This is a genomic window from candidate division KSB1 bacterium (genome assembly GCA_016214895.1).
GTDB lineage: Bacteria > Electryoneota > RPQS01 > RPQS01 > RPQS01 > JACRMR01.
In genome coordinates, this window is sequence record JACRMR010000002.1 from 32,408 (window position 1) to 46,827 (window position 14,420).

The 14,420-nt window shown below is 61.1% G+C and carries 8 protein-coding genes and 1 tRNA gene; 4 read left to right on the top strand and 5 right to left on the bottom strand.

Translation table 11 applies throughout. The features are described 5' to 3' along the window. Positions 1-228: 228 nt before the first annotated feature. Together HZB60_00180 and HZB60_00185 are read right to left on the bottom strand one after the other, a co-directional pair. Positions 229-1,683, bottom strand: coding sequence for an RtcB family protein (locus HZB60_00180; protein ID MBI5058180.1), 1,455 nt, complete (start codon positions 1,681-1,683; stop codon positions 229-231). Next, positions 1,683-2,117 carry an archease gene (locus tag HZB60_00185; protein ID MBI5058181.1) on the bottom strand — a complete coding sequence of 145 codons (435 nt, stop codon included), beginning with the start codon at positions 2,115-2,117 and terminating at the stop codon, positions 1,683-1,685. Before HZB60_00185 ends, HZB60_00180 begins: the two co-directional genes overlap by 1 nt. 254 nt (positions 2,118-2,371) lie before the next feature. On the opposite strand from HZB60_00185, the gene HZB60_00190 reads away from it, so the two are divergent. After that, positions 2,372-3,544, top strand: a complete 1,173-nt coding sequence (locus tag HZB60_00190; GenBank protein MBI5058182.1) for a hypothetical protein — start codon at positions 2,372-2,374, stop codon at positions 3,542-3,544. A gap of 276 nt (positions 3,545-3,820) precedes the next feature. On the opposite strand, the gene HZB60_00195 is transcribed toward HZB60_00190, so the two are convergent. The 3 genes from HZB60_00195 to HZB60_00205 form a co-directional block, all read right to left on the bottom strand. Beyond that, positions 3,821-5,806, bottom strand: coding sequence for a T9SS type A sorting domain-containing protein (locus HZB60_00195; GenBank protein MBI5058183.1), 1,986 nt, complete (start codon positions 5,804-5,806; stop codon positions 3,821-3,823). Positions 5,807-5,869: 63 nt separating this feature from the next. Next, positions 5,870-7,888 carry a T9SS type A sorting domain-containing protein gene (locus HZB60_00200; protein MBI5058184.1) on the bottom strand — a complete coding sequence of 673 codons (2,019 nt, stop codon included), beginning with the start codon at positions 7,886-7,888 and terminating at the stop codon, positions 5,870-5,872. A gap of 277 nt (positions 7,889-8,165) precedes the next feature. Next, positions 8,166-10,736 carry a T9SS type A sorting domain-containing protein gene (locus tag HZB60_00205; GenBank protein MBI5058185.1) on the bottom strand — a complete coding sequence of 857 codons (2,571 nt, stop codon included), beginning with the start codon at positions 10,734-10,736 and terminating at the stop codon, positions 8,166-8,168. Positions 10,737-10,915: 179 nt separating this feature from the next. Here HZB60_00205 and HZB60_00210 point away from each other — a divergent pair. The 3 genes from HZB60_00210 to HZB60_00220 all read left to right on the top strand — a co-directional run bounded on the left by HZB60_00210 (position 10,916) and on the right by HZB60_00220 (position 14,317). Then, positions 10,916-10,991, top strand: a tRNA-Phe gene (locus HZB60_00210). A gap of 454 nt (positions 10,992-11,445) precedes the next feature. Beyond that, complete coding sequence (locus tag HZB60_00215; GenBank protein MBI5058186.1) at positions 11,446-12,450, top strand: bifunctional helix-turn-helix transcriptional regulator/GNAT family N-acetyltransferase; 1,005 nt, start codon at positions 11,446-11,448, stop codon at positions 12,448-12,450. 178 nt (positions 12,451-12,628) lie between these two features. After that, on the top strand, positions 12,629-14,317 hold the full coding sequence (locus HZB60_00220) for a T9SS type A sorting domain-containing protein (GenBank protein MBI5058187.1): 1,689 nt from the start codon (positions 12,629-12,631) through the stop codon (positions 14,315-14,317). Positions 14,318-14,420 lie beyond the last annotated feature (103 nt).

Below are 14,420 nucleotides of genomic sequence, written 5' to 3' on the forward strand. Positions count from 1 at the left end.
GTCCCGCCCTTCCGTTGCGATTCGTCAACCTGCAATCCGGGGCCGAGATTAGTAGCGACCCCCCCCGGCCCCCCACAGGATGTGGGGGGAGGGCGGAGGCCGATTCCGGCGGGGTCCAGCGGATGCGCGAAGCCGCGCCCCCCCCGGCCCCCCACAGGATGTGGGGGGAGAGCGGAGGCCGATTCCGGCCGCGCGGGGACGCACGGCTCGGCGGGCGGGAATCGCGTGCTATCCCTTGATCCCGCCGACCGGACGCAGCTTCGCCACGGGTCGCGCCAGACCAACTCCGGCGGCGACCGCCACAACATCATCCACGTTCTTGTAAACTTCCGGTTGTTCTTCAGCCAGTGTTGACCCGGTACGTGCCTGCACGATGATCCCGCGGGCCGCCAGTTGTTCCCGCACCTCGTTGGAGCGCCGCAGCTTCAGTCCGGCATTACGCGACATCAGCCGACCCGCGCCGTGCGGCGCGGAGCCGAAGGATTCCGTCAACGCGTTCGGTTCGCCGACCAACACCCAGGATGCGCGGCCCATGTCGCCCGGAATCAGCACCGGCTGACCGACTTGCCGGTACGCGAGCGGCACGAGCGGATGCCCGGCCGGGAGTGAACGCGTCGCACCTTTACGATGCACGCACACGCGGGCTTCGTCGCCGGCGACGAGGTGTTGCTCGAACTTGGCAATGTTGTGACAGACGTCGTACACCAGGCCGAAGCCGCAGTCTTCAATGCGTCGTTTCATAATTTCCGCGAAGACCTGCATCCAGTGCCAGCGCATGGTCAACCGATTCACCCACGCGAAGTTCGCCGCGCATTTCATTGCCGCAAAATACCGTTGGCCCTCCTTGCTGGTGAGCGGAGCACAGGCTAACTGCCGATCGGGCAATTCAATCCCGAACTTGCTGGCCGCTCTGTCCATCACGGGCAGGAAATCCGTGCAGACCTGATAACCGAAGCCGCGCGAACCTGAATGCACCATGCAACAAACCTGGCCCGGAAACAGTCCGAATACTTGAGCGACGCGCTCGTCGTGAATCTCCTCAACCACCTGGACCTCGACAAAGTGGTTGCCCGCGCCCAGCGTGCCGAGCTGCTCGAAGCCGCGTTCCCGCGCGCGCGCCGAGATTTCGCCGGGGTCGGCTCCGGCGAGCGCCCCTTGCTCTTCCATGTGCAGCGGATCATCCGCCCCGCACACCCCTCGCCGGACGGCAAACTGAGCGCCGGTCAGCAAGACCTGCTCGAATTCCGGCTTTGTCACCCGCAGCCCGCCCTTGGATCCCACGCCCGTCGGAATCCGCGCGAACATCGTGTTGATCAACCGCTCCAGCGGCCCCTGTACTTCCTGCCAGTGCACCGCGGTTCGCGTAAGATTCACTCCGCAGTTGATGTCGTAGCCCACGCCGCCCGGAGAGATCACGCCCTCGGTGGCATGGAAGGCCGCAACACCCCCGATCGGGAATCCATACCCCCAATGCATGTCCGGCATCGCTAGGCTGCACCCGACGATGCCCGGCAGAGTGGCGACATTCGCCACTTGGGTCGGCGACATGTCGGCCCGGAGCTGGCCGAACAGAGAATCGTTCAGGAACATGATCCCGTCCGTCCGCATGTCAGCGCGGCTTTCCTGCGGAATTCGGTAGCGGAACGGCCCGGCGCGCTCGATGGTTGCTTGTGGTTGTGCCATTAGAGATCGCAGACAAAGTAAATCTTTACCATCCCCGTCTCCTTAGTAACGCGGAAGCCGTGGTACGTGACCGCTTTGACGTCGTATTTCAACTCGTGGCGCGTCGGGTCGAGGGGTTCGCCACCCAGAACTACCTGTAATTCGTTACAATCTTTAGAGTTACAATTTGTCATGTATTTTACCGAGCATGGCAACCAGCGTCTCGCAGATATAAGATAAATAATTTCATTAAGATAGGCGATCATCCGCCGATCTACATCTTCGTCAGCTATCCACAACGGAAACTGTTCTCGCTCTTCAATCGTATCAAGCGGAACCAACTGAGCCACCAGTCCAAGAGAGGCATTGGCCAGTGCCTCCAATTCGTCGGCGCCCCAAGCCTCAACTGCGAGGTCGCCGGAGTGGTCAACTGCCCGGAATCGTTTGTCGATCATGGACTTGGGTATTTCTGTGGATATGTGGATAACTCCAATATTTACGGAACCTTTACAATCCGCTGCGCGTTACATTTCGTAACCCGTTTGAGCAAAATAGTACATGCGATTCCCGCTGCGCAAGCCCTTGAGTTGACATAAAGATAGTCACTTTCTGCGATGGAAAAAAGTGGGGAAAAGGCATTGACAATCCTCGCAGAATTCACTATAATACCTGCCGATTTTCCCCAACCAACACCGGAGAAGGAACCCCTATGCTGAGTTTTAAGAAGTTTTTCGCAATTCTCGTCATCTGCGCTGTAATGATCCCGATGGTCGCCAGCGCAACGGTCACCCGCATGGTCGGCCTAGGCGGCGGCGATGTCACCTACATCACCAAGGACCAGTCCAACTCGAATGTCTGGCCGCAGCTCGTCAAGAAGTACGGCAATCGCGCCGGGGCCGAATTCGCCGGCAACTCGGTCACCTGGGATGCCAATGCCGTCTGGGCTACCTATGACTTCGGCGATGAGAAGTCGGTCCTCTACTTCGGTCTGAACAAGTATCAGGTCACGAAGTACACCGAGATGCCCGATGCCGTCAATGACGGACCCGGGATCAACAACGCGCTGTCGATCAAGTACGGTCGTCCGCTGGGCGAGAACATGCTGATCGGCGCGGGCCTGTCCTACGCGAGCGAAGGCTTCACGCAGAAGGCTACGGCTGGCGAGACGAACACCAATGCCAGTGACTTCGGCCTTGATCTCGGTGTTTCCTGCATCAAGAACAACTGGGACCTCGTGGTGGGCTTCGACATGGCTTCGTTCACGGATGAAGCCGGCGGCACCAAGCTCAGCGAGCCGAACGGCATGATGGGGATCCACCTTGATGGCCGCTGGTGGTACAACTACTCCGACAACGCGTCGCTCATTCCGAACCTCCGCTTCAGCACCCTGTCCGACGGGATGAAGGCGTCTGGTGGCTTCGAGCGTACGCACAAGACCACGGCGTTCTCCTTCGGTGCCGGTCACAACTGGTGGCCTGCCGACAATGCGCTCGTGATTTTCGACTTTGGTTTCGCGATGCGCTCGACCGCGCATGAGTTCAAGCCGGCGACGACCCCGTCCAGCGATTCAACTGACTCGTGGAGCGCTATGCCTTACTGGCGCGTGGGCGCCGAGACCAAGGTGTTCGGTTGGCTCGATGGCCGCATTGGTGCCGAGCGTTTCTGGGCGAGCCACACGCCGAACGGCGATCGCGACGACGAGATGACCCACAGCTACATGCAGACGAACACCTATGTCGGCGCGACGGCGCATTGGAATCGCCTGTCGCTCGATCTGTTGGTGCATCCAGACTTCCTGATGAAGGGCCCGTACTTCGTCTCCGGCGATGCGACCACTGAAATGTTCTCGCAGGTCTCGCTGGTTTACGACTTCAAGCAGTAAGCTCGCGTAGTTGGCAGTTCTCAGCCGGCTCACGGGTTCCCGTGAGCCGGTTTTGTTATTCTCCCCCCCCCCGTTTACGGGAGGGCTGGGGGGGTCTCGGCTGAGCCGGGTTGTGTCGTCGCAACCCGGCCTGATTCGGAAGTAGGGTGCGTTCAGAGCGGGCGATGCAATCGGCCCCTGCACTCTCCACGGGATCTGGAACGGCTCAATAGGCGCAAAGGTAAGGAGCGGGGCCGAAACCCCGCTCCTTGCTTTACAGCAGATTTCATCCCCCGACTACTTCGTCAGCAACAGCTTTCTTACCGCGATGTATTCGCCGGCACGCACGCGCATGAAATAGACGCCGGTAGCGAAGTCGCCGAGGTCTATTTCCAAACGATGATTGCCTGCACTCATCCCCTCGTGCCTGAGTTCGCGCACCGTACGTCCGACAACGTCAAACACGCGCAGCGCAACATCCGCCGCACGCGGTAGCGTCAGCTCCAGAGTCGTGATGCCATTGAACGGATTCGGATAGACCTCGGAGACCGCGAACTCCCCCGCAAGTCCGGGTTCAGTCTCCGCATCCAGCACGGTCACAAACACCGGAATCTCCGCGACCGTGTCCGGACACGTATTCGTACGCACCGTGAGCCGGCCGTAGAACTCGAAGACACCGTCATCCGTCGTGTCAGCGGTCACCGTGATCTGCACGGTTTCCGTTTGCAGCGGCGCGATGGAGCCGACCGGCGGATCGACCGATAACCAAGCTTCGTCCGGGCCGGGGTTGAACATCTCGACAGCGATCGAATAGGACAGATCCCCGTCGCCATCGTTGCGCAAGGTTAACGTGCCCCCCGCGGTCACGTGGTTGTACGCGATCAGGTTGATCGACGTCGGCAGCGACCCGATCGCGGGTTCGTGGGCCGTGATTGCGTACGCGAGCAGACTGTCCGCGGCCACGGTGATCCACGCGGTAGTGTCCGTGTCGATGCAGTTGCCGGAGTAGATCAAGCGGTGTTGACCGGCCGCCAGCCCGAGCACGAACCGGCCATCCGCGGTACTGACCGCCGTGCAGCTTTCTCCGACCGCCCGCACCCGGATTCCGCTCAGAGCATCGCCGTGGGCATTCCGCACGACGCCCAACACGCCCTGCTCCGGCGCAAGGCGCAGCGCGAACGCGCGCGAAGTGCCGCCCTCATTCGCGAATCCATAGACCAAGTATCCGCTGCAATTCAGGCCTTCGATGCCCCAGAAGCCTGAAGAATCACCCAAGTTGGGCGTCCAACTCCAGAGCGAATCGCCGTGCGAATCCGCGAGCATGATCAGGCACTGGCGATCCCCCGCGATTTCCACCCAGCCCGCGCAGATCGGCTGGTCGCCCCCGTACATGGCCACGCCGCGGAGGTGGCCGGTCATTCCTGACGCGAAATAATCGGAGCGCGACCAAATCAGATTCAGCTCCGGATCCGTCTTCGCCAAAAACGGCACGGCCGCTTCCCGGCCGCCGACATAGACATCTCCCGCTGCGCCGATCGCAGCGGCATACGCCAGTTGATCCCCGTCCAGCTCGATCCGTTGTCCGCTGCCCCACGCCAACGCCGTGTCGAACTTGGAAACATACAGGTCATACTCGCCGTTCGTCTCCGCCTGATCGTAACCTGCCGTGACAAAGTAGTCATCACGGAACTCGATTGAGATCGCGGCATCGATTCCGGAACTGTGTTCCATCATCGACCACAGGGTGTCTCCGGTCGCGGACTTGCGCATGGTCCACGCGTCCGAACCCATACCGATGCCACCGTAACCGTAACCGACCACGCCGAGATCGCCGCCCGGCCACAACGCGATATCCATCCCCTTCGTGCGCCCGCCCGGGGTTTCATAGCTCCAGACATGAATCACGTTGCCCTCCGAATCCACATCGAGCACATTCAGTGTGTACGAATTCGCAGACCAACCCACGACCCGCAGTTCACCGCTCGGCAACTCAACAACCGAACTGGCCTGATCCACGTCTTCGAACCCGCTCGTCGGCCGCGTCGTCCAGAGCACCTCGCCGTTATCGGCCAACCTGACGATCAGCATGTCCTGCGACGAGGCCTCACCATCGTCGATCGATCCCACCAAGACGAAGTCGCCGTTCGCGCAAGCGGTCGCGCCATAGAAGACCGAGTTACCGGTCAGGTCCGGCAGAGCCGACCATAACGTGTCGGGACGCGCGACGGCAAGCCGCGATGAAATTACCGTCAGCGCGATTACGAACATGGCTCGAAGCGTCATTGTCTCACCTCGATATGTAGGAAGCGGGCGCGGCCTGGCAGCCCGCGCCGAAAAACCGATTCGCTATTTCAGCAACAACAGCTTCGTCATGCGCGTCTCGGCTCCCGCGCGCAGCACGGCGAAATACATCCCGGTCGCTAAATCCGTTCCGTCAAAGCTCAACTCGTGAAGGCCCGCGCGCTGTGCCGCATCAACGAGCACCGCGGACTCGCGACCCTGAATGTCGAACACGCGCAAGGAGACCCGCGAATCCCGCGGCAGCGCGTAGCGAATGGTCGTCCGCGCATTGAACGGATTCGGATAGGCATCCCAGAGCCGGAACTCATGCGCGAGGGACGGCGGCGCAGCCGCATCGAGGACCGTGACCAGAATCGGGATAGCGTCCGTGCTGTCCGGGCAGGAGTTGGTGCGCACGCTCAGTGTCCCGGCAAAGTCATAGACGCCGTCATTTGTCGTGTCCGGCGCGACCGTCAGCATGACCGCAATGGAATCGTGCGCGCCGACGAGTCCTGCGGCAGGGGAAACACTCAACCAGGGCCCGACCGGCGCCTCAGCCTGAACCGACACCCGGAACCGCAATGCTCCCGAACCGCTATTGTAGAGGTACACCGGGGATGTCTGCGATACATCATTCCAAGCCAGCAGATTAATCGAGGTATGGTGCTTCGCGTAGTCCGGGACGCCGATTTCCAGATCCGTCACGAGATCCGGGTTGTCTGTCACTGTAATCCCGTGAAGCGTGTCCGTTTCTACGCAGGCGCCGGAAAGAATGAAGTCGAAGGTCCCCGCGGGCAGCTCCAGCGCATAGTAGCCATCGTCCGTTGAGATCGTGTATTGCCAGCCATCCGCTCGCTGCACCCACACACCACTCTGCGGGACTCCGCCTTCGCGATCCAGCACGCGGCCATGCAGCCCGCGCGGCCGCTGAAGTCGCGCAACAAAACCCTGGCTCTTGCCATTGACGACGCCCGCGCCAAAGGCCAGCCATCCGCCCGTTGACAACGCCGACACCCCGTAAAACCCGCTGCTGTCCGTCGGCCCATACGCCCACGTGCCTTCGCTGTCGCCCGCCGATGTGTACATCGCCAGCAAGAACTGTCGATGCGCGCCGCCGGTTCCGGCCGTACCCACGCAAATCGCCCCGCCCGCCGGACGTGCCGCGACGCCGCGCAGGCGCGAGTAGGGGTAACCGCCGCTTACCAATCGATCCCAATCGCGAAAGCCGTCTTCGGAAACCTTCACGAGATAGCCCGTGGTCAGATTCGACGACGTGCCCGCGCCACCGAGATACAAATCGCCGAACACCGAGCGGTCCATGTCCGCCAGCTCATCCGCGCCCGTGTGAGAATACGACGTGCCCCATTCCTGCACTCCGTTCGTGTCCGCGCGCAACAGCCAGAAATCATAGTTCTGGGTTCCGGCCTGGCGATAACCCGCAAGGTAGTAGGCATCGGCCACCGCGACGCCGCGCATGCCGTAGTCGTAAAGCGCGTTCATTCCGAACTGCGCGGACCACGCCTGCTCACCGGAAAAATTCCGAACGGAGAGCAGCATGTTCGGCGCCGCGTAAGGCGAATCAGCACGACGAAAGCCCACCGCCGCCACTTGACCGCCACCGGGAGTAAAGAAGAGGTCGTTCAGCCGCGCGCTGGAATCCGCGCCGCCGACGAAATACTCGGTCAGAAGCGATCCGGTTGACGACAGCCGGAGCAGCATTCCGCGTGTCGAGTTTCCTGAGACCAGTTGCCAACCGCTCACCAGCAGCTCGCCGTTCGGAAGTTCGATGACCGCCGTTCCCTGCTCCTGATGGCCAACGTACGCTCCGCCGCTGACCACGGAAGTCCAAGTCAAGTCGCCGGAAGCGGACAGCCGCGCAATGATCATGTCCTGTTGCTGAACTTCGCCAGAACTGCGCAAGTTGGTGACACCCGTCAGCAGGAAGTCGCCGTTGGCCGCCTCCGCCGCCCCCAGAAACACCGTGGCGCTGTCCGTTTCCACGTAGCGAGTCCACAGGGTGTCAGGCTGAGCGGCAACGTACTGTGCGGCAAACAGGATCAAGCTCGTGAAAACAAGAGGGCGCATCTGGGAGGGGGTACGGTTCTGTACGACAAGGAGCGGCGGTTCGCCGTCCGGACAATCCGGTTGAATATACCCTCCTTTCAATCAAGGGTCAAGGCTACACCCCTGTTTTCCACACGATGACAGACCCCCCGGGGCGCCCGGGTGTGCAAGATTTTCAGCCGCTTGGCTGGTAGCCAGACCCCAACCCAAAAGAGAGGCACAGCGTTCGCCGTGCCTCTCTTCATCAATGCCTCCGCCGCAGTCGCGCAAGAGTGCGGGGAGATGTGCTGCGCGTGGCCTATTTCATCAAGATCATCTTCCGCAACTGTGAAAAGTCGGCGGCCTCGATCCGGTACAGATATAGTCCGGACGGCAGTCCCTGCGCCGCAAACTCGACGCGATGGCGACCGGCATCCTGCCGGCCATTCTGCAACACGGCGATTTCGCGGCCCAGCACGTCGAAGACGCTGAGCTTCACGTGTCCGGCTTCCATCAAGTCGTACACGATGGTCGTGGACGGATTGAACGGATTCGGGAAGTTCGCATGCAGTTTGTATTCGCTGACCGTCTGCGGGTCAGCGGCGGTCACCGCGACCGAGCGCTCCGCGACGATGGAACGGTGTCCGTTCACATCGACCGTGAGGAGTCGATAGGCGTAGGTCGTGCCGATCAGCACCTCCGCGTCGCTGAATGCATAGTTGCGCGTTTGCGTGGACGTGCCTGCGCCGTCGAGCCGCTCGATCATGAGCCACTCGCCGCGAATCTGCTTTTCGATCTCGAAAGAGCGGTTATCGCGTTCACTCGCGGTGCTCCACTCGAGTCGAACTTCGCCATTGCCCGCGAGCGCCGGTTGATGCGCTGCCGAGAATGAAAGCAGTTCGACGTCGAGTTGCAGATCTCGAATCAAATAGTCTTCGACTTCGCCCAAGACCGGATCCACGCCGGCCTGCGCTTCGATGCAGCCCGGAGCGGAAGACATGAGCCGGAAGCGCAAGCGACCCTGATAGCGCCCGATATCCGTGACGCCGGGGTCGGGAAAACAGAATTGCAGTGTCTGAGTTCCATTGGCCTCCATCGGCGGAACGAGCGCGCCCTGAATAATGCACTCCGAAGCCTGGCCGTTGCAAAGCACGTCATCCCAACTGCAATCCAGATCCCCGTCTTTCCAGCCATAGATGTACATCGGCTCGCCAAAGTAGAACGGGCCGGTTCGCACCGTCACCCTCACGCAGACGTTCGCGCAGGGCTCCCACGGCGTCAGCAGAAACTCCACGCCGTCGTCGCCTGCGTCCGTGTCGGGTACGTTCGGTACGTCCTCGGCGGTGACCGTGTCCCCCAACCACGCCAGCGGAAGCGCCTGGACCACATTGGCCGGGCCGCCTGTCTCTAACGTTCCCAGCGGATAGCCCAACTGACACTCGGGCACCTGAATGTCGCCGAGGTCATACACTTCCGGGACCTGCGGACCGCACGGACCGCGAATGATCGACGGAAATTGCAGCGTGGCGTGGTCCAGACTCAGGGTTCCCTGGGCGTCCACGGCATAAACCTCGACCAGCCAGATGTCGTCGATCTCCGTGTCAGCCGCCGGAATACAGCTTCCCGAGTGATCCACCGGATGCAACGGATTCCACTCGTCGTCCACAAATCCGCCGTTGGTCTGATCGTTCATCACGAACCAGCGGTACTGATAGGTAACCGCGTCGCCGTCGGGGTCGGCAGGCTGCGGTCCGGTCACCAGAACGCATAGATCCTCATCCGCGGTGTAGCACGGTCCGCTTTCCACCAGCGGAGTGTAGGGCGGCTGGTTGCAGGCCTGCGTCCGATAGCGGACAATCAATTGCGACCAGTGAACCGTCGTCGCCCACGTGCAGGTGTAGTTCCAGACGTCGATGTCCAGAAACATTTCCAGGCCGCCGTCCGCCAGCAGCGCCCCGGGCGATACGTCGAACGTCGTTACCGCCCAGTCGCCATCGTTCCCTTGCAAATAGTTCGGATTCAGGAGCACCGCGTCCGCGAAGAGATTGTCGAGCTCGCAAGCCTGCGGATTGTTCGGATGCAATTCACTGCAATCGCTCTGATCGACATCGTATGAGCAGACGACGATCTCCACCGACTGCACGCACACCCCGCCTTCGGCATTGTAACCCGGCCAAGTGTGGAGCCAGCCGTAATCCTGATCGTACCAACTGTAGATGTCGAAGCCGTACTCGGTCATGCCGGAGACGCAGGGATTCGATCCCGCCGGGTACGGACCGCCATACAGCTCCGTGCCCGCGTCCGAGGCATCGACGGTCTGCACGTACGTCAGCGTACCGTCGCCGTTGTCATGCACGCCGTCGGCCAACTGCACTTGCTCGCACGTGTTCCGGCACTGCGAAATATCGAGCGTGTACGGCCCTTCGCCCCCGGCGGTGCGCGGCTCGATGATCAACCAGTACGTGCCTGCCGTCAGGGGCACGCAGTCAATGCGTGCCGGGCCGAAGGTCGTGCCACAGCCGTCGTCGTTCGTCGCGATCGTGCTGCCGCTGCAACAGCCCGTCTTGATGTAGATCTGGGTGTTCGTGGCGGCGGGTCCGTCGCAGAGCGAAAATGTGTATTCGTCCGCCACCGTCACCACGACTTGATAGATGTGCTCCTGGCCGGAGCGCACCAGACAATCGTTCACCGCGTCCACCAGCGTCGATTCGTGGTGATAGGGGAACGAAGTCACATTGAAGTCCGCGAGGCACGTGCGCGGACCGTCGTCCAGAATCGTACCGGTCTCGGTCCGGTCGGCCGCCTGCAGCTCATCCCAGTCGGAGGCTGCGGCAATCCCAAAGATCCCGAGCAGGCAAATCAACAGCAAAATCGGATATAGGTTCTTCATGCGTCTTACCTCCTTGGTCATCCGTTGTCGGTAACCACTTCATACCTGCAATGCACGCGTATCTGTTTTCGGCGCCCGGGCCGACCCGCCGGAATCCGGACTACTTCTCCGAATCCCGCCTCCAAGGGTGGAGGGGGGGTTGACTTTTGGGCGGCTAACTCGTAAATTCTCGCTCCCATGGCGTCTTAGCTCAGCTGGTAGAGCAACGGACTGAAAATCCGTGTGTCCCCAGTTCGATTCTGGGAGACGCCACCAAGGCAAATGGCCCGCAGATCTCCGGATTTGCGGGCTTTTGATTGTCCGCTTGTGATTCCGGTCCACCATAGTTAGTCGATTCGCTACGGCCCAAATGTACTCCACGATTTACCGTAAGTCAATAATGAATAACTCTTTATTGCATAATGCAATCATCGTGTGCTGAGTGCCACCGATCCCAACAGATTTCAAGGGCTTGCGACCCCATGAAGCATGTCAAGCCAAATAAGAACCTAAAGTTAAAGTGGGCATTTGGGCCACTAATAGACACGGTGCCGGCCGCCTCTGCCTCCTCAAGCGAGGCAATCTCCCGTGGGCTCGGTGAACAGGCTGACTGGTCGGACCGACCGCGGGTCGAGATCGCTATATCCGGCCGTGGCCTTGACTATTCTCCTCTCAGATGTTAAATTATGTAAGGCCTTACGTAATATCTAACCATCAGAGCATCCTCCGCATGGACCTAATCGATACCCTCGGATACCTCGCGGTCGGCAGCCGCCTCCGCCGACTCAGCGACCGCTTCATGCGGGACGCAGCGCGGGCCTACGAATCCCAGGAGCTCGACTTCGAGCCGCGCTGGTTTCCCGTTTATTATTTGGTGCTGAAGGCGCAGCAGCCGATCACGGTTACCGAAATTGCCAAGCGACTCGGAGTCACGCACCCCGCCGTCGTCCAGATTGTCAAAGACATGAGTCGCGAAGGTGTCATCCTGACCGACGAGGGCAAAGCGGATCGCCGGCAGCGGCTCGTCACGCTTTCGGAAAAGGGCCGGCGAATGGCCCCGCCGCTCGAAATACTGTGGGACGATATTCGCCAAGCGACCGTTGAGCTCGTGCGCGAAACCGATCTCGATCTGATCGCGGTTTCCGAGACGCTCGAAGCCGCGCTCGCCAAACGCGGCGTGTTCGAGCGCGTACAGGAACGCGTCAAGGCGCGTCAATTGGACGCCGTGCGGATTGTTGATTACCGCCCGACCTTTCGCGCGCTGTTCCGCACGCTCAATGAAGAGTGGCTGCGGAAATTCTTCGTGCTCGAACCACACGATGTCGAAATGCTCTCGGATCCGGAGGGCTGCATCATTGCGCGCGGCGGCGTCGTGCTGTTCGCGGAACTCGAGGGCGAAATCCTCGGCACCTGCGCGTTGCTGCCGCACGCGCCACACGTCTTTGAGCTGGCCAAGATGGCGGTGACGGAACGAGCGCAGGGCAAACAGATCGGCAGGAAGCTCGCGCTCGCCGCGATTGAGCGGGCGCGAACGCTGCAAGCGAACGCCGTTATCCTGGAAAGCAGCACTAAACTCGGGCCCGCGCTGGCCCTCTACGAAAAGCTGGGCTTCCGCCATGTGCCGCGTGAACGCCCCTCCGCATACGCCCGCGCGGATGTCTTCATGCGGCTGGAGCTCGACGGATCCGCTCGACGGGCGGAAGGTTCCGCACCGCACGCGAAGCCGGCGAATTGACGAGCAACGCTAACTGCTCGGCCCGTGACGGGGTTCGGTACTAAACTTCGCTCTATGCAACCGCTCCAAGTCGTTATCGCCGCGGTGTGCGGACGCTTGCAGTCCGGCGCCCGGCCTGCCGCTCAGGAACTCCTCGCTCGTGATTCCGCACATCAATCACATCGCTTATGAGGCCCGTATGACTACTCGCACGCTGCTCCTGCTCGCCAGCATGATCCTGCATGGTTCCGCGAATGCCGTAACGCGCAACGTCCCGGCGCAATATGCGACGATCCGAGAGGCAATCGTGGCTGCCGATCCCCACGATACCGTGCTCGTCGCCCAGGGTACTTACGCCGAGAACCTGAACTTCTACGGCAAGAATATCGTGGTCGCGAGTCACTATGTGCTCGACGGCAATCCGCTCACGGTCCGTCAGACGACGATCGACGGCAGTCAGCCCGTTGACCCCGATTCCGGTTCCGTTGTCGCCATCATTTCCGGCGAAGACGGAACCGCGGAATTGGCAGGCTTCACGATCACCGGCGGCACGGGGATGCCACTCGAAGATGACGACAACCACAGTTTCTACGTGGAGGGTGGCGGGATCATCATCGAGAATTCCACACCCTATGTTCATCACAATTTGATTGTCGGCAATGCCGCATCACGGCGACCCGCCGGAATCACGAGCGCGGGCGGCGGCGGGATCCGCTGCGGCTTCAGCGACGGCACGCGCATCCTGAATAACGTGGTGATCGGCAACAGCGGCCGCTACGGCGGCGGCATTGTCATCAATTATGCAATCGCCGAAGTGAGCAACAATATTATTGCGCTCAACTCCGGCGGTCAGGATTACGGCGGCGGAGGGTTGTGGACCAACGGCGCCCAAAGTGATACCCTTTTCGTCTGGAACAACACGATTGTGGGAAACAGCTCCGCGCTGCCCGGCGGCGGCATTCGCCGCTTCAGCCAACGGATCATCGGCGGCAACAACATCGTCTGGGGAAACCGGTCCGCGCAAGGCGGCGCGCAAATACACGGCGGCGGAGCGTCGCTGCTCCTGACCTATAGCGGCGTACAGGGCGGCTATGCCGGGACCGGAAATATCACGGACTATCCCGGCTTCGCCGATTCGCTGCTGGCGCTACTCGACGGCTCACCGTGCGTGGACAGCGGCGATCCGAATCCGATCTTCAATGATGCCAATGGCACGCGCAATGACATGGGCGCCTATGGCGGACCGCGCGCAACCGGCTTCAGTTTTGACAGCCCCCCGACGGTCTCGGCGCCCGCGTCCCGGCTGGCGAGCAGTGCGGGCCCGGGATCGGTTGATACGATCGGAGTCGCGATTTCAAATTTCGGATTGACAACATTACTGATCGAAAACGCGTCTTTCGTGACGGGCGAATCCAACGGGCTGCGAGTGGTCAATACTCCGATGCAGGTCCGCCCGGTTGCCGTTGACAGCTTGTACGTGCGCTGGGCGGCGCCGGGAAGCACTGACGTGTTTGATACCCTGCTGATCTTCCACAACGATCCGGCAGCGATGAATCCGGCGCGCATCGCATTCCACGGTCAGCTGTCGGCGGCCGCGGATCCGCGTCGTGAATCCGCCGTGGCTGGGGACCTGTGGATGTCGCAGAACTTCCCGAATCCGTTCAATCCGGAAACCGAGCTTCGTTTCACCCTCCCGTACGATACGCACGTCGTGCTCCAGGTCTTTGATCTCGCGGGGCGGTTGACCACCACGCTCGTCGCCGGCAGGTACGCTGCCGGGAGCCACACCATCAAATGGGACGCAGGCGACACGCCCACCGGTATGTACTTTGCCCGCTTGACGGCGGGAAACCAAACCGTCATGCTGAAGATGCTCTTGCTCAGATGAGAGCGGTGCGAGGTTCGTCGCGCTCCCGGAATACAAGACAAACAGGTGCAGCCGTGGGCCGCACCTGTTTGCGTTTTTTCGAGATTTGAACTACCTTAGTGCG

Excerpts from the sequence above, each read along its gene's own strand:
- HZB60_00190 (MBI5058182.1), top strand. The coding sequence starts at position 2,372 with ATGCTGAGTTTTAAGAAGTTTTTCGCAATTCTCGTCATCTGCGCTGTA.
- HZB60_00215 (MBI5058186.1), top strand. The coding sequence starts at position 11,446 with ATGGACCTAATCGATACCCTCGGATACCTCGCGGTCGGCAGCCGCCTC.
- HZB60_00200 (MBI5058184.1), bottom strand. The coding sequence starts at position 7,888 with ATGCGCCCTCTTGTTTTCACGAGCTTGATCCTGTTTGCCGCACAGTAC.
- HZB60_00220 (MBI5058187.1), top strand. The coding sequence starts at position 12,629 with ATGACTACTCGCACGCTGCTCCTGCTCGCCAGCATGATCCTGCATGGT.
- HZB60_00185 (MBI5058181.1), bottom strand. The coding sequence starts at position 2,117 with ATGATCGACAAACGATTCCGGGCAGTTGACCACTCCGGCGACCTCGCA.
- HZB60_00180 (MBI5058180.1), bottom strand. The coding sequence starts at position 1,683 with ATGGCACAACCACAAGCAACCATCGAGCGCGCCGGGCCGTTCCGCTAC.
- HZB60_00205 (MBI5058185.1), bottom strand. The coding sequence starts at position 10,736 with ATGAAGAACCTATATCCGATTTTGCTGTTGATTTGCCTGCTCGGGATC.
- HZB60_00195 (MBI5058183.1), bottom strand. The coding sequence starts at position 5,806 with ATGACGCTTCGAGCCATGTTCGTAATCGCGCTGACGGTAATTTCATCG.